General features: G+C 60.3%; 19 protein-coding genes and 1 other RNA gene. 17 read left to right on the top strand and 3 right to left on the bottom strand.

Going from position 1 to position 22,475, the window contains the following annotated elements:
• Positions 1-26 precede the first annotated feature (26 nt).
• Entirely contained in the window at positions 27-662 is a 636-nt protein-coding gene (locus tag FHT84_RS05940; protein ID WP_112342563.1) for a LysE family translocator, read from the bottom strand.
• Between the two features lie 141 nt (positions 663-803).
• Positions 804-2,015 carry a pyrophosphate--fructose-6-phosphate 1-phosphotransferase gene (locus tag FHT84_RS05935; RefSeq protein WP_113249390.1) on the bottom strand — a complete coding sequence of 404 codons (1,212 nt, stop codon included), beginning with the start codon at positions 2,013-2,015 and terminating at the stop codon, positions 804-806.
• 273 nt (positions 2,016-2,288) lie between these two features.
• Here FHT84_RS05935 and FHT84_RS05930 point away from each other — a divergent pair, with 273 nt between their 5' ends.
• The 17 genes from FHT84_RS05930 (at position 2,289) to murB (ending at position 20,884) form a co-directional block, all read left to right on the top strand.
• Positions 2,289-2,999 carry a DnaJ family molecular chaperone gene (locus FHT84_RS05930; RefSeq protein ID WP_112342561.1) on the top strand — a complete coding sequence of 237 codons (711 nt, stop codon included), beginning with the start codon at positions 2,289-2,291 and terminating at the stop codon, positions 2,997-2,999.
• A complete protein-coding gene (locus tag FHT84_RS05925) occupies positions 2,996-3,757 on the top strand; it encodes an N-acetylmuramoyl-L-alanine amidase (protein WP_113249389.1) in 762 nt (253 codons plus the stop codon). Before FHT84_RS05930 ends, FHT84_RS05925 begins: the two co-directional genes overlap by 4 nt.
• 265 nt (positions 3,758-4,022) lie before the next feature.
• A complete protein-coding gene (locus FHT84_RS05920) occupies positions 4,023-4,580 on the top strand; it encodes a transglycosylase SLT domain-containing protein (RefSeq protein WP_113249388.1) in 558 nt (185 codons plus the stop codon).
• Between the two features lie 82 nt (positions 4,581-4,662).
• Positions 4,663-5,856 carry an FAD-dependent oxidoreductase gene (locus FHT84_RS05915; protein WP_113249387.1) on the top strand — a complete coding sequence of 398 codons (1,194 nt, stop codon included), beginning with the start codon at positions 4,663-4,665 and terminating at the stop codon, positions 5,854-5,856.
• Between the two features lie 67 nt (positions 5,857-5,923).
• Positions 5,924-6,322, top strand: an RNA gene (gene rnpB, locus FHT84_RS05910) — RNase P RNA component class A.
• A 431-nt stretch (positions 6,323-6,753) separates the two neighbouring features.
• Complete coding sequence (mraZ, locus tag FHT84_RS05905; protein WP_112342557.1) at positions 6,754-7,194, top strand: division/cell wall cluster transcriptional repressor MraZ; 441 nt, start codon at positions 6,754-6,756, stop codon at positions 7,192-7,194.
• Between the two features lie 14 nt (positions 7,195-7,208).
• Positions 7,209-8,234, top strand: a complete 1,026-nt coding sequence (gene rsmH, locus FHT84_RS05900; protein WP_113249386.1) for a 16S rRNA (cytosine(1402)-N(4))-methyltransferase RsmH — start codon at positions 7,209-7,211, stop codon at positions 8,232-8,234.
• 1 nt (position 8,235) lies between these two features.
• Positions 8,236-8,751: a hypothetical protein gene (locus FHT84_RS05895; protein WP_113249385.1), complete on the top strand. Its 516-nt coding sequence runs from the start codon at positions 8,236-8,238 to the stop codon at positions 8,749-8,751.
• Positions 8,751-10,502: a penicillin-binding protein 2 gene (locus tag FHT84_RS05890; protein ID WP_113249384.1), complete on the top strand. Its 1,752-nt coding sequence runs from the start codon at positions 8,751-8,753 to the stop codon at positions 10,500-10,502. The genes FHT84_RS05895 and FHT84_RS05890 overlap by 1 nt, the downstream gene beginning before the upstream one ends.
• A gap of 66 nt (positions 10,503-10,568) precedes the next feature.
• The gene (locus tag FHT84_RS05885; RefSeq protein ID WP_113249383.1) at positions 10,569-12,032 is read left to right on the top strand and encodes a UDP-N-acetylmuramoyl-L-alanyl-D-glutamate--2,6-diaminopimelate ligase; all 1,464 of its coding nucleotides are present in this window, start codon (positions 10,569-10,571) and stop codon (positions 12,030-12,032) included.
• Entirely contained in the window at positions 12,029-13,489 is a 1,461-nt protein-coding gene (locus FHT84_RS05880; protein WP_112342552.1) for a UDP-N-acetylmuramoylalanyl-D-glutamyl-2,6-diaminopimelate--D-alanyl-D-alanine ligase, read from the top strand. The genes FHT84_RS05885 and FHT84_RS05880 overlap by 4 nt, the downstream gene beginning before the upstream one ends.
• 11 nt (positions 13,490-13,500) lie before the next feature.
• Complete coding sequence (mraY, locus tag FHT84_RS05875; RefSeq protein ID WP_112342551.1) at positions 13,501-14,622, top strand: phospho-N-acetylmuramoyl-pentapeptide-transferase; 1,122 nt, start codon at positions 13,501-13,503, stop codon at positions 14,620-14,622.
• 7 nt (positions 14,623-14,629) lie between these two features.
• Entirely contained in the window at positions 14,630-16,042 is a 1,413-nt protein-coding gene (gene murD / locus FHT84_RS05870) for a UDP-N-acetylmuramoyl-L-alanine--D-glutamate ligase (RefSeq protein ID WP_183761324.1), read from the top strand.
• Between the two features lies 1 nt (position 16,043).
• Complete coding sequence (gene ftsW, locus FHT84_RS05865) at positions 16,044-17,198, top strand: putative lipid II flippase FtsW (protein WP_112342549.1); 1,155 nt, start codon at positions 16,044-16,046, stop codon at positions 17,196-17,198.
• 181 nt (positions 17,199-17,379) lie between these two features.
• Entirely contained in the window at positions 17,380-18,501 is a 1,122-nt protein-coding gene (gene murG / locus FHT84_RS05860; RefSeq protein WP_112342548.1) for an undecaprenyldiphospho-muramoylpentapeptide beta-N-acetylglucosaminyltransferase, read from the top strand.
• Positions 18,498-19,913, top strand: a complete 1,416-nt coding sequence (gene murC / locus FHT84_RS05855; protein ID WP_112342547.1) for a UDP-N-acetylmuramate--L-alanine ligase — start codon at positions 18,498-18,500, stop codon at positions 19,911-19,913. Before murG ends, murC begins: the two co-directional genes overlap by 4 nt.
• The gene (gene murB, locus FHT84_RS05850) at positions 19,910-20,884 is read left to right on the top strand and encodes a UDP-N-acetylmuramate dehydrogenase (protein ID WP_112342546.1); all 975 of its coding nucleotides are present in this window, start codon (positions 19,910-19,912) and stop codon (positions 20,882-20,884) included. The genes murC and murB overlap by 4 nt, the downstream gene beginning before the upstream one ends.
• Positions 20,885-20,978: 94 nt before the next feature.
• Here murB and FHT84_RS05845 read toward each other — a convergent pair whose 3' ends face one another.
• A complete protein-coding gene (locus tag FHT84_RS05845; protein ID WP_113249381.1) occupies positions 20,979-22,310 on the bottom strand; it encodes an MFS transporter in 1,332 nt (443 codons plus the stop codon).
• Positions 22,311-22,475: the final 165 nt, after the last annotated feature.

The following is a 22,475-nucleotide window of genomic DNA, read 5'->3' as shown; positions in this document are numbered from 1 at the left end:
TGATCGGCCCGCAACCCTGCACAGCCTCAGGCGGCCATCCGGCGGTATCCGGCGGTCACGGCACCGGCGGCAATCAACAGGGTACCACCCGTTCTGTTGACCGCGCGTTGCACGCTTGCCTTGCGGATGAAGCCGCGCGCCATGTCGGCGACGAACACGTAAATGAGCGAGTTCAGGGCCGCCAACGTGAGGAAGGTCGCCTCCAAAATAAGCGTTTGCGCAAGAAATGGCTTCGACAGGTCGAGAAATTGCGGCACGAAGGCGATGAAGAACACAATGCTCTTCGGGTTGAGTGCCGTTACAACATATGCGTGCAGCATGATTTTTAATGGTTTTTCCTCGGGTAGATTGTCATTGTCGCCCAGCGGACCCGTAACGATCGGCGCTCTCCACAGCTTGATTCCGAGGAAAACGAGATAGGCGGCGCCGATCAGCTTGAGAATCGTGAACAGTGCCGCCGAAGTGGCGAGAAGGGCTCCGAGGCCAGCCAGGGAAGCGGTCATTGCCGTAAAATCGCCCAAAGTGACACCGGTCACGGTGGCCAGGGCCGTCTTACGCCCGTGGCCCAGCGCATAGGATATGACAAGGAGAATGGTCGGACCCGGGATGGCCAGCATGATGCAGGACGCGGCGGCGAAAGCGAGCCAGGTTTCGATGGACATAGAATCCTCCTCTATTCCTCTTCCGCCGCCAGCAAAGACACCGGATTTGCGATCCGTCAATCCGCTTGATCGCAGATCAGGCCGCTTGATCATCGATCAGGCCGCCTGATTGTGAATTCAGTCCGATTGATCGTCGATCAATCAGGCTTGTGTATATTTCTGCCCGATATGGTCCATCACGTCGGCGAACCATGGCTGGGTGATGTCGAATGCCTTGCCGCCCTTGATGCGGGGGAATTCGATGGCACGCAGCTTGCCGCCCTGTCCTTCGTCATGGCCGGTGACGCCAGATACCTTGTTGAGCGCACTTTCCACCGCAAGATCGACCATGCCCTGGATCAGGCGGAGATCCTCGCCATTTGCGGGGGCGGAGCGTGCGAAATAGCCCGACTTCTGCACCATGGAGCGTTCGGCGCCGATAATCGCTGCGAACTGCTTCTGGAACCAGCCGCCGACATTGATCGTATCGATCTTCACGTGGCCGAAAGCATCGCGCTTGACGGTTTCTCCGGCCGCCTCGCGTTCGGCGACGATGGCTTCGAGACCTGCGCCTTCCGATACGAACAGCGTCACCTGGCCGGTCTTCTCCATGATGGCGCGCAGACGTTCGCCTTCCGCTTCGATGTCGAACAGCATTTCCGGCAGATAAAGGCCGTCGATGCGCTTCAATTCGGCATTCATCATGAAGCCGTCGACATATTCGTTGGCGCTGCTCTTCTGGATATAGGCGCGCGCCGTTGCGGCCGTCAGCCAGCCGCAGTGGCGGCCCATCACTTCATGAATGACCAATGTGCGCGGCGCGGCAGTCTGTTCGTTGCTGACGTTATCGAAGAAATGCGCGCCGACCTCGGCTGCCGTCCAGGCGCCAAGAGACTGACGGATCGGCACCACATCGTTATCAACAGTCTTCGGCAGGCCGACGACGGTCAGATCATAGCCGTTGGCGCCGAGATAGGCGGCAAGGTCCGCCGCTGTGGTATTGGTGTCGTCGCCGCCGATCGTGTGAAGGATGGTGATGCCGTCGGAAGCCAGTCGCTCGGCTGCGACGCGCAGCGGGTTTTCGCCTTCCTTGACCAGACCGCGCTTGACGCAATCGGCAATGTTGGTGAGCTTGACGCGGCTGTTGCCGATCGGCGAGCCGCCATAGCGGTGCAACAGATAGGCCTGTTCGCGCATGGTCGCGGTCACTTCGATGCTGTCTCCGAGCAGCACACCCTGATAGCCGGAACGATAGGCGATGATGTCGAGATCAGGTGCCACGTCGCTGTAGCGCTGGATCAGCCCGCCAACCGCGGAAGAAAGGCAGGGTGCCAATCCGCCGGCGGTGAGCATTGCGACTTTCTGTTTGGCCATGGAGATCCTCCTTGCAGTCAAGCTGCTTCATTTCAATGGTTGCGGTGGGAATGGATGCGACAGGCAGGCATGGGTGTAAAGTAAAGAATTTAAGAAATTCGCGGTTTGTTTTGCCGCTGGAGGGCAGATCGTGCACAATTGGATGAGGTGCGACGTCCGCAATCATTACCAAATTGTGAAAAGAGTTTTCCGCCTTGCGACGAATGGACTGCTTGCAATGGCAACCATAATTTGATCAAGGTGTTCTACTGTTTAGAGGCCGTTGGAACCACCATGTCGTTTTGGGAAAAATTGCTGAATGCTATCGGTAGCACTGCCGGCAATGCCCTGTCCGCGGTGGTCGAGGCTATTCGCACCGTGTTCGAAGGCGATCCGGAAACCCGACGCAAAGTGGCCTTTTCCGTCGCCATCATCGCGCTTTCGGCCAAGATGGCGAAGGCTGACGGCGTGGTGACGGAAAACGAAATCAATGCGTTTCGCGAGATATTCGAATTTCCTCCCGACCAGGCCAAGAATGTCGCACGTCTTTATAATCTGGCGCGTCAGGACGTCGCCGGTTACGAGGCCTATGCGGAGCGACTGGCCTCGCTTTGCGAGACCTGCACGAAGAATTGCCCGGTGCTGGAAGACGTGCTGGACGGGCTATTCCATATCGCCAAGGCCGACGGCTTGATCCATGAGAAGGAAATGGCCTTCCTTCAGCATGTCGCCGAAATCTTCCACATGAGCGAGCAGCGGTTCGAACAGATCATGGCCCGCCATGTGAGTGCTGGCGGCCGCGATCCCTATAAGGTGCTCGGCGTATCGCGGCAGGACGATTTTCCGACAATCCGTCGCCGCTACCATGGCCTCGTCTATGAGAACCATCCGGATCGCCTCGTGTCGCGAGGGGTTCCCGAAGAGTTTCATGCCATTGCCAACGAGCGCATGGCAGCCCTGAATGCGGCTTATGCCGAGATCGAGAAAGAACGCCGCGCCGCATGAGTGCATTTAAGGCCGATTTCGCTCGCGCCCATGTGCAGCCTTCGCCGAACCATGGGGAGAGGCGGGATGGACGGCGGCCCGACATCATTCTTCTGCATTATACCGGCATGGGCACGGCCGAGGGCGCGCTCGATTGGCTCTGTCGCCCGGAGAGCCAGGTGTCGAGCCACTATTTCGTTTTCGAGGACGGCCGCATCGTTCAGCTCGTTCCGGAAGAGCGCCGCGCCTGGCATGCGGGCAAGAGCTCCTGGCATGGCGATATCGATATCAATTCGCGGTCGATCGGCATCGAGATCGCGAATGCCGGCCATCCGGGCGGACTGCCGGATTTTCCCGACGCGCAGATCGAAGCAGTCGTCGAACTGTGTCGCGATTGCGGCCAACGCTGGGCAATCGCGCCGGAACGCGTGCTCGGACACTCCGACGTGGCACCCGTGCGAAAGGTGGATCCGGGCGAGAAATTCCCTTGGGCGGAGCTGGCTAAGGCAGGGGTGGGACATTGGGTGGAACCGACGCCGATCACCGGCGGAAGGTTCTTCCAGAAGGGCGATGTCGGTCAACCGATCGAAGCGCTGCAGTCCATGCTCTCACTTTATGGCTACAGTACTGAAATAACAGGGGAATTCTCAGAGAAGCTGAAGGGGGACGTGGAAGCCTTTCAGCGTCATTTCCGCCAGGAGCGTGTGGATGGCATTGCCGATTTTTCCACGATCGATACGCTTCATCGCCTCCTGTCCGCGCTGCCTCGCTATTCGTAGCCTTTTGCCGGCACCGGCTATGTTTATAGCCGGCTATTGATGTGAAAATGCGTAACTCCCTGCTACGCCACATCTTTTCCCTATTATCTCCGCATTGCATTGGTCTAACGACGCTCGCTGAACGGCGGTCGCGCCGTCTGGGTTTGTGTGTCGCGCGGCCGTAGACGACTAATGGGGACTGTGCATTCCGGCGGCTCTTTTTGCCTCCAGCCGGACGTGATGGCTTGTGCTGTCCGCGGTCCCGCCCCTGGAGACAAAAGACTACATGAAAAATTTGATTGTTGCGGCTGCAGCATGCGTGGGCGTGCTGCTGGCGGGATATGATTGCGCCTTTGCGGGCCAGCGTGACGCAAGGCAGAAAACGCTTCCACTCAAGATCGTCAGCCGCACCACCGGCTTTCCGATGCCAAACGTTCCCGCCGAATTGCGTGATGCAGAAACCTCCTTCGCACGACAAAATCGTTATACCGGCCTAATTGCCAAATATGCCAAGCAGAACGGCGTTGCAGTCGAACTGGCGACCGCCGTCATCAAGATCGAAAGCAATTTCAATCCGAAAACCCGGGGTAGTGCAGGCGAGATCGGCCTGATGCAGATCAAGCCGGCAACGGCGCGGCTGATGGGATATTCCGGAGGAACCAAGGGGCTCTACGATCCCGAGACGAACATCAAGTTCGGCATGAAGTACCTGGCCATGGCGCAGGATCTCGGCGGCGGTCAGACCTGCAATACCATCCTCAAATACAATGCGGGTCACGGCGCCACGCGCATGAACCCGATCTCGAAACGTTATTGCGGCAAGGTGCTGGCGCTTCTGGACTGACGTTATCCGAGCCAGGAATTGCGGAGTAGGGCGGAATCGTCTTCCATGCTATCGAACCACTGTTGTTCACGAGGATCATAGCATGGCAGCGGATTTCAGGTTCATCGTCGTCGGCAGGGGTATGATGGGGGCAGCTGCTGCCCGCCACCTGGCCAGGCAGACCGACGGCATTGCCGTCATCGGGCCGGATGAACCCGAACATCGCGCCAGTCATCAGGGCGTCTTCGGCAGCCATTACGACGAGGGCCGCATCACCCGGACGATCGATCCCGATGCCGATTGGGCCCGCCTGGCGAACCGTTCGATCAGCCGCTATGCGGAAATCGAACGGGATAGCGGCATCCAGTTCTATGCGTCGGTCGGCTGCCTTGTTGTAGGGCCGGAGCGGGGTGGTGAAATAGCTTATGTCGGTGATGTCGTAGAAGCGGCCAGGCGGCTCGGCGTTCAAACGGAAGTCCTCGGCGACGCGGAACTCGAGAAGAAGTTCCCTTTCTTCTCGTTCGCATCGGGAAGCGAAGGTGTCTTTGAACCGCGTGGGGCAGGCCATATCAGTCCGCGCCGGCTGGTGAAGGCACAGTCCCTGCTGGCGGAAAAAGCCGGCGCCCGCATCATCAAGCAGACGGCATTATCGATCCGCGACGAGGGTGGTCTGGCGGTCGTCACGACAGCGGAGGGCGAGACTTTCAGCGCGGAAAAAGTCCTCCTGGCCGCCGGAGGTTTCTCCATTGCGGAGAATCTCTTGCCGCGGCCCGTTGAGATGAAGGTTTATGGCCGCACGGTTACTTTCTTCGAGGTGAGCGAGACGGAATCCGAAGCCTTTTCCGGCATGCCGTCGCTGATATCGAAGGCAGCTGATGATGTGGAGAGCATCTATATGCTGCCGCCGATCCGCTATCCGGACGGCAAATATTACATCAAGATCGGCGGCGATCCCGATGATCTTCAATTCGAGACCGAGGCGGAATTGCGTGCCTGGTTCCGTACAGCCGGCCGCGATAAGGCACGCGAGCATCTGGTGCGGATATTCCATGGGCTCGTTCCCGGCGTGAGGCGGCCACCGGCCTTCACCAATTCCTGTGCCGTCTCCTATTCGCCAACGAGCTATCCCATGATCGGTTATACCTCTTCGCCGCGTGTTGCGATTCTGACTGGCGGATGTGGCATGGCTGCAAAGAGTTCCGACGAAATTGGTAGGCTGGGGGCGGAACTGCTGCTCGCAGGCCGAATCAAGGACGAAGGCTACGGCACGGATTTCTCAGCGCATTTCCGCAATTGACATCCAGCGCCCACGAGGCCGCATATTTCGATGGCAATTGCGGTCGGTCTCGGTTAATGAGCCAGTGCCAGTTGGCCGGGCAGCCGCGCTTCATCAATGCTGAAAGGCGATGGGGTGAGGAAAGTCCGGGCTCCACGGAAACACGGTGCCGGATAACGTCCGGCGGGGGCAACCTCAGGGAAAGTGCCACAGAAAGCAAACCGCCCGGCCTTGCGCCGGGTAAGGGTGAAAGGGTGGGGTAAGAGCCCACCGCGTCTCTGGCAACAGCGACGGCACGGAAAACCCCACCGGGAGCAAAACCGAATAGGGATGACACGGGGCGCGCAAGCGCTCCAGCCTGTTTCCGGGCCGGTCATCCGGGTGGGTTGCAAGAGGCGTCGCGCAAGCGCCGTCCCAGATGAATGGCTGCCACGTTCCGGCCTCGGCCGGAGCCATACAGAACCCGGCTTACAGGCCAACTGGCAAATCATCACGCCTGCGGGAGGAAAGGCGCGCTCCCGCTTTCCGCAAATAATTTCGAGAGTGGCGACGTGCCCGGATTTCCGGGGTTTGCGGCCCTGGCAGGCGGGGCGTTTCGCCTGTGAAAACAATCCGTTTCGGGACGTTGGTTGAGGCCGATCCTAACCTTTCGTTAAACTTAACGGCTTATGAATATTCAGGCTGCGGCCACGTGTGACGTGGCTTCATCCCATTGACGCCCATATGGTCCCATGGTATCCCAAAAGAACACTGCACAAGGGCAAATCAGAGCCCAATCATCGCAAAGCCATGATTGCTCCCGTTCTGGGGGTGTCGAAGGGGTGTCGGCCCTTTCGGTTTGCGAAGCTGTGTCCGATTTTGGCTGTGCCTGTAAGCGAGTAGCGGCTTACGGGTCATGGGGGACGGGTGTTTCGCGTCATGAACCGCTTCCTGTCAAATGCGACCAACCGGATCGATTCCAAGGGGCGGGTTTCCGTGCCGGCGGCGTTTCGTTCCGTGCTGGCCGACCGCAATATCCAGGAGCTGTACTGCTTTCAGGATTTTGTGTTTCCGGCGATCAGTGTCGGCGGTCTCGATCTGCTCGATCGCTTCGAGCGGCAGATTGTAGCAGACGATCCGTTTTCGCCGGCGGCGAACCAGATGTCGCTCCTCATTCATGGGGGCGGGGTCTTTATGAAGCTCGACGCCGAAGGGCGGCTGATGGTCACGGATTTCATTCGCGACTTTACCGGAATAGCAGGCGAAGTGACCTTTGTCGGTCGGGCGGATCATTTTCAATTGTGGCAACCGGAGGCCTTTCTGGCCTTGCAGGCGCAGGCACGAGAGGAGCGCAGGCTGGCGGGCAGGCGCTCGGAATAGAGCGGGGAAGCGGAATGGCGGCGAATTCAGGCGGAGGTTCTTCTGATGCCGGTGGCGGACCGGTTCGTCACATTCCGGTTCTCCTTTCCGAGGTGCTTGACGCGCTCGCTCCGGCGCCCGGCAAGGTCATTCTTGATGGAACGTTCGGGGCTGGCGGCTATACCTCAGCCATTCTTGCCGCCGGCGCCGATGTGATCGCGCTTGATCGCGATCCGACGGCGATCGCGGCGGGGCAGGCGCTCGTTTCGGCCCATGCCGGTCACCTCAATCTCATCCAATCGCAGTTTTCCCGGCTGGCCGACCATGCGCCGGCAGCTGGCCTCGATGGCGTCGTGCTCGATATCGGCGTTTCCTCCATGCAGATCGACGAGGCTGAGCGCGGCTTTTCCTTCAACAAGAACGGTCCGCTCGACATGCGCATGTCGGCCAGCGGCGTGTCGGCTGCCGATGTCGTCAATCGCGCCAAGCTCGCCGATCTCATTCGCATCTTTGTGTTCCTTGGCGAGGAAAAGCAGGCCCCGCGTATCGCGCATGCGATCGAGAAGCGGCGTGCGGAAGCTCCTTTCGTGACCACCCGCGATCTCGCTGGGTTGATCGAGGTTGTGACGCCGCGAAAGGCGAAGGACAAGATTCATCCCGCAACGCGGGTCTTTCAGGCCTTGCGCATTTTCGTCAATGACGAGCTCGGTGAGCTGGCCCAGGCATTGTTTGCGGCCGAGCGCGTTCTCAAGCCGGGCGGGCGCCTCGTCGTCGTGACCTTTCACTCGCTGGAAGACCGGATCGTCAAGAAGTTTTTTGCCGATCGTTCGGGCCGTGCTGCCGGGTCGCGCCACATGCCGATCGTGAATGAGCGGCCTGCCACCTTCGAGCCGGTCGGCAAGTCGATGATCTCCGCGAGCGATGCCGAGGCAGAGGTCAATCCACGAGCTCGCTCGGCCAAGCTGCGCGCGGGGCTTCGCACCGCCGCCCCAGCCGAAGCTGCCGATTTCTCGATCTTCGATCTGCCCAATCTCGCCAGTCTCGGAAAGCTCGGAGGTTGAGATGCTGAAGACTTTTGACATCGTGCTGATCGGCGTCATGACGGCCATGGCCAGCGTGACCTATACGATCAAGCATCGGGCCGAGCTGAAGCTGGAAGAGGTTCGCCGTCTCGAATCCGAGATCAAGCTCGAGAAAGACACGATCGAGCTTCTGAAGGCGGACTGGGCGCTGGTCTCGCAGCCGAACCGTCTTGAAAAGCTCGTCAACGCCTATAGCGGCGAGCTACAGCTGCAGCCGACGCTCTCGACCGCGATCGTCCAGCCGAGTGAGATGCCGATGCTGCGCTCGCAGCTTCCGCCGCCGACGGTGACGGCATCCAACGATCCAAAGAGCGGCAAGCCCGTCAAGGGCAATGCATCTATAGCCTCTAAGAACGGCGATACGACCGACGCGCAGATCAGGAAGGCGATTGCGGATGTGGCCGCCGCTCCGGCGCCGCGGCCGAAGGCGCCCGCCTTGGTGAAGCGCAAGAAGCCAGACATCGACAATATCGCAACGGGATCGGTGGACGAATAATGTCTTTTCTTTCTCGCATCATGGTTCTGAAGAGCAAGGCGCACTTCTCCACCGACGGCAACAATCGACCGAGCGATGGTTTTTCGCGCTCGACCTTCGAAGGTGCGCGCAAGCGCAAGGCGACCCAGGCCAGGAGCCGCGTCGTTCTGCTGGTGGCCAGTTTCATCGCGGTCTATTGCGTGATCGGTGCTCGTCTTGCCCAGTTCGCCATGACGCCGCCGGATACGACGTCAAGCATTTTGCCGCCGGATCGCCTCATGGCGTCGCGGCCCGACATCGTCGATCGCAATGGTGCCCTTCTGGCAACTGACATCCGGACCGTATCGCTGTTTGCCGAGCCGAACAAAATCATCGACCCGGATGAGGCCGTCGAGGAGCTGCGCAAGGTCCTGCCGGATCTCGATGCCAAGTCCACCTATAAGAAGCTTTCGGTGAAGAGTTCGCATTTTGCCTGGCTGCGCCGCCAGCTGACGCCGAAACAGCAGAGCCAGATCCTGGCGCTCGGCATTCCCGGCATCGGATTCCGCCCGGAAAAGCGCCGCTTCTATCCCGGCGGTTCGACCGCTGCCCATATTCTCGGCTACGTCAATATCGACAACCGCGGCGTTGCCGGCATGGAGAAGTATATCGACGACCAGGGGCTCGCCGATCTCGCCGCCGCAGGCATGACCAACGACCAGCCGCTGCAGCCGGTGAAGCTCTCCATCGATCTGCGCGTGCAGGATATCGTCCATGATGCGGTCGTCAACGCCGTCAAGAATTTCCAGGCGAAGGGCGCCGGCGCGGCAGTGATCAATGTCCACACGGGCGAAGTGCTCGCCATGGCGTCCGCGCCCGATTTCGATCCGAACTACCCGAACGAAGGTGCCGCCGAAGGCTGGCTCAATCGCATGACGAACGGCACGTTCGAAATGGGATCGACCTTCAAGACCTTTACCATGGCCATGGCATTCGATTCCGGCAAGGTCACGCTGCGTGACGCTTTCGACGCTACCAATCCGATCCGTATCGGCGGCTTCACCATTAAAGATTTCCACGGCCAGCATCGCGTGCTGACCGTTCCGGAAATCTTCCAGTATTCGTCGAACATCGGCACCGCGAAGATCGCCGATCTCGTCGGCATCGACGCGCACAAGGAGTTCCTCACCCGCATCGGCTTGCTTACCAAGATGCAGACCGAATTGCCCGAGGTGAAGATGCCGACACAGCCGCGTGTCTGGAAGAAGATCAATTCGATCACGATCTCCTTCGGTCATGGCGTCTCCACGACGCCGCTGCAGACAGCCGTTGCCGGTGCAGCGCTCGTCAACGGCGGCAAGCTGATCGAGCCGACTTTCCTGCCTCGCAGCCGCGAGCAGGCCGATGAGATTGCCAAGCTCGTCGTTAAGAAGAGCACGAGCGACAACGTGCGCTTCCTGCTGGATTTCAATGGTTCGAAGGGATCGGGCCGTGCTGCCCGCGTACCGGGTTACGATGTCGGCAGCAAGACCGGCACGGCCGACAAGGTCGTCAACGGCCGGTACTCCAATACGCTGAATTTCAATACCTTCATGGCCGCGTTCCCGATCGACGATCCGCAATACATCATCATGACCTTCTGCGATGAGCCGAAGACCGGTGAGCATGGCGGCACCATCTCGGCCTACACCGCAGCGCCGATCGCGCGTGACATTATCGCCCGGGCGGCACCGATCCTCGGCATCCAGCCAAGTTTTGGAAACGGCAACTCGGCCTTGCTGGTGTCTTATTAAGCGTGAAAGAATACACACGTCGATTCGCGAGGGGCGGACTGATCGAGAAGGCGAAAAGTACATTCGATGAATTTGCGGGACATTGCCGGAAATGGATTTCCGGAACTCAACACACAGATTGGCGGGACGCTTGGCGATCTTGAGATAATCGGAATTTCCGCCGACAGCCGGAAGGTGTCGCCTGGCATGGCTTTCGTCGCTGTGGCCGGTACCAAAGCTGATGGGGCGAGCTTTATCGCCGATGCCGTTGCGCGCGGGGCATCGGTCGTGGTTGCGGGTCATGGGGCCGATGCCGGCAGCGTACCCGTGCTCTCGGTTTCCGAGCCGCGCCGTTTTCTTGCCGTCTCGGCGTCGCGCTTCTACGGACGGCAGCCGGAAACGATGGTGGCGGTGACGGGGACCGCGGGCAAGACCTCCGTTGCCTCCTTCACACGTCAGATCTGGGCCTATGCCGGTCATCCGGCTGCCATGATCGGCACGACCGGCGTTGTTTCGCCGACCCGCAACGAATATGGCGCCCTGACGACGCCCGATCCGGTGTCGCTGCACAAGCTGCTGGCCGAACTCGCCAACGAAGGTGTCACGCATGCGGCCATGGAGGCTTCCAGTCACGGCCTCGATCAGTTCCGGCTCGATGGCGTGAAGCTCGCTGCTGCTGCCTTCACCAATCTCGGCCGTGATCACATGGATTACCATCCGACAGTCGAGGATTATATGGCCGCCAAGATGCGGCTGTTTAGGGATTTGCTGCCGAAGGGTTCGCCGGCCGTGATCTTTGCCGATGATGCCTGGTCGGCACAGGCCATCGCCGCCGCCGGCGAGGCAGGGCAGGATGTGCGTACCGTCGGACGCAAGGGTGATTTCCTGACGTTGAAGCGCGTCGAGCATTTCCGCCACAAGCAGATCGCCGAGGTACATGTCGGCGACGATATCTTCGAAGTTCATATCCCGTTGGCCGGGGATTTCCAGATCGCCAATGCGCTTGTTGCCGCTGGCCTTGCCATTTCGACCGGGGTCGCGGCGCCGATCGCCATGGCGGCACTGGAAAAGCTCGTTGGCGCATCCGGTCGCCTGGAGCTTGTCGGTCACACGCATGACGGTGCGCTGGCCTATGTCGACTACGCTCACAAGCCCGATGCGCTCGAGAACGTTCTGAATTCGGTGCGGCCGTTCACGACGGGCCGTGTCATCGTCGTCTTCGGTTGCGGCGGCGATCGGGATCGCGGCAAGCGCCCGATCATGGGCGAGATTGCCTGCCGTCTCGCCGATGTCGTCGTCGTTACCGACGACAATCCGCGATCCGAGGATCCGACAACGATCCGCGCGGAGATCATGGCGGCGGCCAGCTGTGCGATGGAGATCGGCGATCGCGCCGAAGCAATCCGCACGGCGGTTGGCATGCTGACATCCGGCGACACGCTGATCGTCGCCGGCAAGGGGCATGAGGAAGGTCAGACGATCGGCAGCGTGACGCTGCCGTTCTCCGATCATGCCGAATTGCGCAAAGCATTGGAGGAGTTGAAGTCTTGAGCTGGTTATGGACAACTGAGGATCTGATCGCTGCAATCTCGGGCCGCTTCGTCGGATCGCTGCCTGAGGGCATTACGGGCATTTCCATAGACAGTCGTTCCATCCAGCCGGGCGAAGCCTTTTTTGCCATCAAGGGCGATCGTGTCGATGGCCATGATTATGCCAATATCGCCATGGCGAACGGCGCCGCTTTCATCGTGATTAGTGAGGCACGGCTGCCGGCCATGGGCAGCCTGGCTGTGCCGAAGGTAGTCGTGGATGACGTCTTGGCGGCGCTTGCACGGCTCGGTGCCGCCGCCCGCAAGCGTACACAGGCCAAGATCATCGCCGTCACGGGTTCGGTCGGCAAGACGACGACCAAGGAGATGCTGCGCCGGGCGCTGACGCCTTCTGGCAAAGTGCATGCCTCCGTTGCTTCCTTCAACAATCACTGGGGCGTGCCGCTGACATTGGCCCGCATGCCCGAAGACACCGATTTCGGCGTTTTCGAAATCGGCATGAACCACCCCGGTGAAATTCGCCCGCTGGTCAAGATGGTGCAGCCGCATGTGGCGATCATCACCACGATTGCCCCGGCACATCTCGGCAATTTCAACAGCATCAGTGAAATCGCAGCCGCGAAGGCGGAAATTTTCGAGGGTGTCGTGCCGGGCGGCCATGCCATTCTCAATCACGACAGCGATCAGTTCGAGATGCTGGAACATGCCGCATTGGAGGCAGGCATCGAGCATGTGCACAGTTTCGGCCAGCATGCGAAGGCCGATGTGCGCCTTGCGGAATTCAATGCCTCGGAAGAAAATTCGACGCTTTGGCTGACGATCGGCGGCGAGACCATGGAGGTGGCGCTCGGCGCGCCCGGCCGCCATATCGCCGAAAACGCGCTTGCCGTGCTCGGTGCTGTCATGCTGGTGGAGGCCGATCTCGACGAGGCGGTCGATGCCCTGGCGGATCTGCAGCCGGAAAAGGGCCGGGGACAGCGCCACAAGCGCGCGATCGGCAACGGCTATTTCACGCTGATCGACGAAAGCTACAACGCCAACCCAGCATCCATGCGCGCGGCTATCGCGCTGCTGGCGACGACCTCGCCGCATGCGGGTCCGGGCGGGCGGCTGGGCAGGCGGATCGCCGTTCTCGGCGATATGCTGGAGATGGGGGATTACGCCCAGCGCGTGCATGCCAACCTTGCCGGACCGCTGCTGGCGGCCGGCATCGAGCATGTCTGGCTGGCGGGTCCGGAGATGGCGGCTTTGAGAGATGAGCTGCCGGAAAGTGTTCATGTCGAATATCGCGAGACGACGGAGGAGCTCTCGGAATTCGCGCTCAATTCAGTCGCCCCTGGCGACGTCTTGATGGTGAAATCGTCGCTGGGGCTGGGATTTGGAAAGATCGTGGCGGGCTTGCTTGACAAGTTTCCCGCATTTTCCGACACGGGGCCCCACACCCATCAGGGGCTTTAGAAAGGGCTCTTATGCTGATCTGGCTTGCCGAACTGTCGGACCATATTCATTTTTTCAGTACTCATTTCAGATTCCTCAATCTGTTCAGATACATCACGTTCCGTACCGGCGGTGCCCTGTTCACGTCAGCGTTGATCGTCTTCCTCTTCGGGCCGCGAATCATCTCCTCCCTGCGCGTGCGCCAGGGCAAGGGGCAGCCGATCCGCGCCGACGGTCCGCAGACGCATTTCAAGAAGGCCGGCACTCCGACGATGGGTGGGCTGATGATTCTGGCCGGCATCGTCGTCTCCTCGCTGCTTTGGGCCGATCTTGCCAATGTCTATGTCGTTGCCACCCTGCTGGTGACGCTCGGCTTCGGCGCGATCGGCTTCTATGACGACTATCTCAAGGTGACCAAGCAGAGCGACAAGGGCTTTTCCGGCCGCGCGCGCCTCGGCATCGAATTCATCATCGCGGCTATCGCCGTCTACTTCATGATGACGACCGCGCTATCTTCCGGCCCGGCCGGTTCGACCTTCGGGTCGTCTGTCGCCTTCCCCTTCTTCAAGAGCCTGCTGCTCAATCTCGGCATGTTCTTCGTGTTCTTCGGTGCATTCGTCATCGTAGCCGCTGGGAATGCCGTCAACCTGACCGATGGTCTCGACGGGCTTGCTATCGTGCCGGTCATGATCGCGGCCGCCTCCTTCGGCATCATCTCGTATCTGGCCGGAAACTTCGTTTTCGCCGACTATCTCGCGATCAATTTCGTGCCCGGTACGGGCGAACTGGCCGTGGTCCTTGGCGCGGTTATCGGAGCGGGTCTCGGTTTTCTCTGGTTCAACGCGCCGCCGGCCGCCATCTTCATGGGCGATACCGGTTCGCTGGCGCTCGGCGGCATGATCGGCTCTGTCGCTGTCGCCACCAAGCACGAGATCGTCATGGCGATCATCGGTGGTCTTTTCGTGCTGGAAGCGCTTTCCGTCATCATTCAGGTCGGCTTCTTCAAGATGACCAAACGCCGTGTCTTCCTCATGGCACCCATCCACCATCACTTCGAAAAGAAGGGCTGGACGGAAAGCCAGGTCGTCGTGCGTTTCTGGATCGTTGCGGTCATCCTGGCGATGATCGGCCTGTCCACCCTGAAGCTGCGGTGAGGCGCCGATGATCCCCGTCACCACGCTGAACGGAAAGAAGGTCGCTCTCTTCGGCCTCGGCGGCTCGGGCTTCGCCACGGCGCGAGCGCTCGTCGCCGGTGGCGCCGAGGTCACGGCCTGGGATGACAATCAGGATAGCGTGGCCAAGGCGGCAGCGGAGGGAATAGCGGTTGCCGATCTCAGGACGATCGACTGGAACAGCCAGTCCGTCTTCGTTTTGTCGCCAGGCGTGCCGCTGACGCATCCGAAGCCCCATTGGACCGTCGATCTCGCTCATGCCGCCGGTGTCGAGATCATCGGTGATGTCGAGCTTTTCGTCAGGGAGCGGCGGGCGCATGTCCCCGATTGCCCGTTCATCGCCATTACCGGCACGAACGGCAAATCGACGACGACTGCGCTGATCGCCCATATCCTGCAATCGAGCGGCCGCGACACGCAGCTCGGTGGCAATATCGGGACGGCCGTCCTGACGCTTGATCCGCCGAAGGCCGGGCGCTTTTATGTGGTCGAATGCTCCTCCTACCAGATCGATCTGGCGCCGACACTCAACCCTTCGGCCGGCATTCTGCTGAACCTCACGCCCGATCATCTCGATCGGCATGGCACGATGCAGCACTATGCCGACATCAAGGAGCGGCTGGTCGCGGGCAGCGGCGTGGCCGTCGTCGGCGTCGATGACAGTCATTCCTCCTTGATCGCCGATCGCGTAGAGCGTGCCGGTGGAAAAGTGACCCGGATTTCGCGCCGGCATGCCTTGGCGGATGGCCTCTATGCGGAGGGCAGCCGCATCATGCAGGCAGCGAGCGGTGCTGCACGCGAGATTGCCGATCTCGACGGGATCCAGACCTTGCGCGGCGGCCATAATGCACAGAATGCCGCGGCGGCAATCGCCGCCTGCCTTGCCGTCGGCGTTTCGGCCGAGGAAATCCGGACTGGGCTGAAATCCTTCCCCGGCCTCAAGCATCGCATGCAGCCTGTGGGAAAGCGCGGCCGAGTGGTCTTCGTCAACGATTCCAAGGCGACTAACGCCGATGCGGCGGCACCTGCGCTTTCGAGCTACGAGAATATCTATTGGATTGCCGGCGGCCTGCCGAAAGAGGGCGGGATCACGACGCTTGCGCCGCTCTTTCCGCGCATCGCCAAGGCCTATCTGATCGGCGAGGCCGCACCTGCCTTTGCCGCAACGCTCGGGGAGCAGGTGCCCTACGAAATTTCCGGTACGCTGGAACGGGCCGTCGCGCATGCGGCAGCCGATGCAGACAGGGATGAACATGCATCCGCGGCGGTGATGTTGTCACCGGCTTGCGCAAGTTTCGATCAGTATAAGAATTTCGAGGTCAGGGGCGACGCCTTCGTCAGCCATGTGGCTGCGATCGAGGGTGTCACCATGCTGATCGGTTCAGCAGCTGGAGGCAAATGATATGGTAAGCCGCGTTGAACGTGGGGCCTTGGCCGAATGGTTCTGGACCATCGACCGCGTGTTTCTCGCCCTTTTCATTTTGTTGATCGGCATCGGTTTCATGCTTTCCTTCGCGGCTTCACCCGCGGTGGCGGAGCGTATCGGGCTTGAGCCATTCCACTTCGTCAAACGCCACGCCCTGTTCCTCATCCCGGCGATTGCGGCGATGATCGGCATTTCCTTCATGTCGCCGAGGCAGGTGCGAAGGACGGCTGTCATCCTGCTCGTCGTCTCGCTGGCGATGATGCTTTTTGCGCTTTTCTTTGGCATCGAGGTCAAGGGATCGCGGCGCTGGGTCAATATCGCCGCCCTGTCGATCCAACCTTCGGAATTCATGAAGCCGGCTTTCGTCGTCGTCTGCGCCTGGCTGTTTTCCGAACATGCACGCCAGCCGGAAATCCCCGGCAATCTCTTCGCCATCATCCTGTTCGGCATCGTCGTCGCGTTGCTCGTCGCCCAGCCTGACCTTGGCCAGACCATCCTGACGACCGCCGTCTGGGGCGGCATGTTCTTCATGGCAGGCATGCCCTGGCTGTGGATCATCGTGCTCGGCGGTCTTGGCGCCGGCGGTTTCGTCGCAGCCTATTACGTCTTCGATCACGTGGCGCAACGCGTGAACAAGTTCATGACGGGCGAGGGCGATACTTTCCAGGTCGATACCGCCAAGGAAGCGATCGTTCACGGCAACTGGTTCGGCGTTGGCCCCGGTGAAGGCATCGTCAAGCGTATCATTCCGGATGCCCATACCGACTTCATCTTCTCGGTGGCCGCCGAAGAGTTCGGTGTCATTTTCTGCATGGTGCTTGTGCTCATCTTTGCCTTCCTGGTGCTGCGCGGCCTGTCGCATGCCTATAAGGAAAAGAACGATTTCAACCGTTTCGCCGTTGCGGGCCTCGTGCTGCAGATCGGCATTCAATCGATCATCAATATCGGCGTGAACCTGCAGCTGCTGCCGGCCAAGGGCATGACGCTGCCGCTGATCTCCTATGGTGGGTCATCGATGACCGCGATCTGCGTGACGGCGGGCTTCATCCTGGCGTTGACGCGTCACAGGCCGGAAAAGCGCGCGCAGGATCGCACCCTGTTCCGCGTGACGCACGGGCTGCCGGCGGAGTGATCGTCTTGGGACTATCTGCCATTTGCTCTCGATATCTCCTGGCTATCCCTCATTCTCCGGTCGCTTTTCAGGAAGCGGCGGTCTATGAGGGGGGCTTGGCCTGGGTCGATGACGCGGCCGTGGCGGCTTCCTATATTAGGGAGATGCCCCGAGTAGTGGGGTGTTCGCGGGAGCGAAAATTATGAGTAAAGGCATTGTCCTTCTAGCCGCCGGCGGAACCGGCGGTCACGTATTTCCGGCCGAGGCGCTGGCCTATAAATTGAAGGAGCGCGGCTATTCCGTGCACCTCGTCACCGACAGCCGCGCCGAACGCTATGCCGGCAAATTTCCGGCTGAAGAAATCCATGTCGTACCCTCGGCGACGATCGGGTCGAAGAATCCGCTGAAGGTTGCAAGCGCGCTTTGGACACTGTGGAGCGGCATGCGCGCGGCGCGGAAGCTGATCCAGAGACTGAAGCCCGTCTGCGTCGTCGGCTTCGGCGGTTATCCGACGGTGCCGCCGCTTCTTGCCGCCACGCGCATGGGTGTGCCCTCCATGCTGCATGAACAGAATGCCGTCATGGGCCGCGCCAACAAGATGCTGGCGACGCGCGTCCGTGCGATTGCGGGCGGGTTCCTCACGGATAACGGCGCATTTGCGGAAAAGACGGTCACGACGGGAAACCCCGTGCGCCCGGCCGTCATCGATGCTGCCAAGCGTCCCTATGTGCCGTCGGGACTGGACGATCCGTTCAATCTGGTCGTTTTCGGCGGCAGTCAGGGTGCGCAGTATTTCTCGAAGGCCGTGCCTACGGCAATCAGTCTGCTTGAGGAGCCGCTGCGCAAGCGCCTGCGCATTACCCAGCAGGTGCGCCCGGAAGATATGGAGACAGTCAACAGCTGCACGAGAAAGCTTGACATGGGGGCTGATGTCGCACCGTTCTTCACCGATATGGCCGAGCGCATCGGCGCCGCGCATCTGGTTCTCTGCCGCTCAGGTGCCTCCACGGTCTCCGAGCTTGCGGTTATCGGGCGCCCGGCGATTCTCGTGCCTTATCCGCATGCGCTCGATCACGATCAGGCAGCCAATGCGGCTGCGCTGGCGGCAACCGGCGGCGTCAAGGTGATCGCGCAATCGGAACTGACGCCGGAAAAGCTTTCCACCATCCTGCGCGGCGCCATGACCATGCCGGAAAAGCTCGCAAAGATGGCGGCATCAGCCAAGCAGGCAGGCAAGCCGGATGCGGCAAACTTGCTTGCCGACATGGTTGAGGTTATTGCCGCGGGACGTTCAATTCAGCAATTCAAGGGGGCAGGCGCATGAAGCTGCCGAAGGCTATCGGCCTTGTGCATTTTATCGGTATAGGCGGTATCGGAATGAGCGGCATTGCCGAGGTGTTGCATAACCTCGGCCATCGCGTGCAGGGTTCCGATCAATCGGAAAGCGCCAACGTGCAGCGGCTGCGCGATAAGGGTATTCCGGTTCATATCGGCCACAAGGCGGAAAACCTCGGCGATGCCGAAGTCGTTGTTGTCTCCACCGCAATCAAGAAGAGCAATCCCGAGCTCGTCGCCGCACGCGAAAAGCTGCTGCCGGTCGTGCGCCGAGCCGAAATGCTGGCTGAACTGATGCGCTTCCGCAGCGCCATCGCCATCGGCGGCACGCATGGAAAGACCACGACGACGTCACTCGTGGCGACGCTGCTCGAAGCCGGCGGACTTGATCCCACCGTCATCAACGGCGGCATCATCAATGCCTACGGCACCAATGCGCGCATGGGCGCCGGCGAGTGGATGGTGGTCGAGGCCGACGAATCGGATGGTACTTTCCTGAAACTGCCGGCCGATGTGGCCGTTGTCACGAATATCGATCCGGAGCATCTCGATCATTACGGCAATTTCGATGCAGTCCGTGCCGCCTTCCGGCAGTTCGTCGAGAATGTGCCGTTCTACGGTTTCGGCGTCATGTGCATCGATCATCCGGAAGTGCAGTCGCTGGTCGGGCGCATCGAGGACCGCAAGGTCATCACCTATGGCGAAAACCCGCAGGCAGATGTGCGTTTCTCGAATGTGCGCATCGACGGCACGCGCTCGCTGTTCGACATCGAAATCCGCAGGCGCCGCACGGGCAAGGTGATCCAGATCAAGGATCTCGTCATGCCGATGCCGGGCCGCCACAATATTTCCAATGCGACGGCGGCCGTTGCCGTTGCCAACCGGCTGGGGATCTCCAGCGAGGCGATCGCCAAAGGGCTCGCATCCTTCGGCGGCGTCAAGCGCCGCTTCACGCTGACCGGCGAATGGAACGGGGTCAAGGTCTTCGACGATTACGGTCATCACCCGGTTGAAATCAAGGCGGTGCTGAAGGCCGCGCGGGAAGCCTGCAAGGGGCGCATCATCGCCGTTCATCAGCCGCACCGTTATACGCGCCTGTCGAGCCTCTTCGAGGAATTCGCGGCCTGCTTCAACGATGCCGACAGCATTTTCCTGGCGCCTGTCTATGCGGCTGGCGAGGATCCCATCGAGGGTGCCGATTCGCAGACGTTGGTTTCGCGCATCAAGGCTAGCGGTCATCGCGACGCGCGCTATCTTCCATCGCAGGAAGATCTTGCCGCCATGGTTGCAGAGATTGCGCGACCGGGTGATTTTGTGGTTTTGTTGGGGGCTGGCAGCATCACATATTGGGCAGCGTCATTGCCAAAGGAATTGGAAGGCCTCTCGGGTAAGTCCGCATGAAACAGGTAAATGGGGAAAAGCTTCTCGCGTCGCTCGGCGACAGTGTAAAGAACATCAGGGGCCGGCTGACGCCGGACGCGCCGATGGATCGTGTTACGTGGTTCCGCGCCGGCGGACTGGCGGAACTGATGTTCCAGCCGCATGACATGGACGATCTTGTCGCCTTCCTGAAAATATTGCCGGAAGATGTACCGCTAACGGTCGTCGGAGTGGGCTCGAACATACTGGTGCGCGACGGCGGCATTCCGGGCGTCGTCCTCAGGCTTTCGGCCAAGGGTTTCGGCTCCGTCGAGCTTGCCGGCGAAAATCGCATCCTGGCAGGCGCTATTTGCCCCGACAAGCATGTCGCGGCCATGGCGATGGACAACAGCATCGGCGGCTTTCATTTCTACTACGGCATTCCGGGCAGCGTTGGCGGTGCCGCGCGGATGAATGCAGGCGCCAATGGCGCCGAAACGCGCGAGCGCGTCGTCGAGGTGCATGCGATCGACCGCAAGGGCGACAAGCATGTGCTTAGCAATGCCGAGATGGGCTACAGTTACCGGCATTCGGATGCCCCGGAAGACCTGATCTTCACGCATGTCCTTTTCGAGGGCTATCCCGAAGATCGCGCCAAGATTCGCGCCGAGATGGATGCCGTGCGCGCCCATCGCGAAACCGTGCAGCCGATTCGGGAAAAGACCGGCGGCTCGACCTTCAAGAATCCGGAAGGCCATTCCGCCTGGAAGCTGATCGATGAAGCGGGCTGCCGCGGTCTCGTCATCGGCGGCGCGCAAATGTCGTCGTTGCATTGCAACTTCATGATCAACATGGAGCAGGCGACAGGCTACGATCTGGAATATCTGGGTGAGCAGGTGCGCCGCGAGGTTTTCGAGAAATCCGGCATCAAGCTGGAGTGGGAGATCAAGCGTCTCGGTTACTTCATGCCCGGCCGGGAGGTTCGCCCGTTCCAGGGTGTCACGTCGGAGTAAGGAGTGGCCTGTTACAGGCTCCGGACTTCGGAAAATGATTCAATAAAAAGGCCGGGTTTTCACCCGGCCTTTTTAATTGGTTATCGCGAAATCCTCAGACTTCGTCACTGCCCGAGAGCAGGATGCCGATCAGCGAGAGCAGCGCGGCGGCCGCCAGGTAATAGCCGACATAGACCAGGCCATAGGTCGTCGCAAGCCATGTGGCGATGTAGGGCGCCAGGGATGCACCGACGATGCCACCGAGATTGAACGTCATGGACGCGCCGGTATAGCGCACGGTGGTCGGGAAGGGCGCCGCCAGAGCTGCGCCGATCGGGCCATAGGTAAAGCCCATCAGGGCAAGACCGATGATCGAGCAGGCAAAGGCACCGGCAAGGCCAGCCGTCAGCAGTGACGAATAGAACAGGCCGAAGATGAAGATGCCGATCGTTGTCAGGATCAGAACCAGCCGGCGCGAATAGCGGTCCGACAACAGGCCGGAGACCGGGATCATCAGGCCGAAAAAGACGACGCCGGCGAGCTGGACGACGAGGAACTGGCCCTGAGAGTAGCCGAGACCGGCGGGAAGCGGACCGTTGCCCGGGGGACGAGTACCCCAGCTCAGCGTAAATGCCGTCATCAGATAGAACAGCACGAAGGTCGCAACGGCAATGATGGTGCCGAGAATCAGGCTGCGGAAATGCGAGCGGAGGATGACCGCGATCGGAACGGAAACGCGCTCTTCCTTTTCGATGGCGCGCTGGAATTCCGGGGTTTCCGTGATCTTCAGACGGACATAGAGGCCGACGGCAACAAGCACGATGCTGATCAGGAAGGGGACGCGCCAACCATAGTTGAGGAAGTCCGCATCGGCCATGGTTTCGCGCAGGATGAGGAAAAGGCCGGCCGACAGGATGAAACCGATAGGCGCGCCGAGTTGCGGGAACATGGCGTACCAGCTGCGCTTGCCTTCAGGCGCGTTTTCCGTCGCCAGCAGCACCGCGCCGCCCCATTCGCCGCCGAGACCGAGACCCTGACCGAGGCGGCAAAGCGCCAGCAGCACGGGTGCGAGAACGCCGATCGATTCGTATGTCGGCAGCATGCCGATCACGACTGTCGAGAGACCCATGGTCATCAGAGCCGCGACAAGCGTCGCCTTGCGGCCGATCCGGTCGCCGAAATGGCCGAAGATCATCGCGCCGATCGGACGCGCGAAGAAGGCGATGGAGAAGGTCGCGAAGGACTGCAGCGTTGCCGAGGTCGGATCGCTTGCCGGAAAGAACAGCTTCGGGAAGACGATAACCGCCGCCGTTGCATAAACATAGAAATCGAAAAATTCGATCGTTGTGCCGATAAGGCTCGCGATCAGAACACGTGCCGGGGAGTTCGCAACAGCATTGTTCGATGACGAGGGGCTCGGCGATAAAGGAGATATCGCGTCAGTCATAATCCCACCAATTTAGAGGATGCTAAGGTTTCCTTATTAGGTAAGGCGTGTCCTTAGCGCAATTTTTGTTCAGCGCAAACGCCAAATGCGCAAGAAATCAGCGGTTGTGTGCTACTATTTAGCCGCAATTTTTGATTCGCAAACAATTGGGCGAACGTTTGCCGT

The organism is Rhizobium sp. BK289 (genome assembly GCF_014193575.1).
Classification (GTDB): Bacteria; Pseudomonadota; Alphaproteobacteria; order Rhizobiales; family Rhizobiaceae; genus Rhizobium; species Rhizobium tropici_C.
Note: the sequence above shows the minus strand (reverse complement) of the source record. Positions and strands in the feature narration are given on the sequence as shown.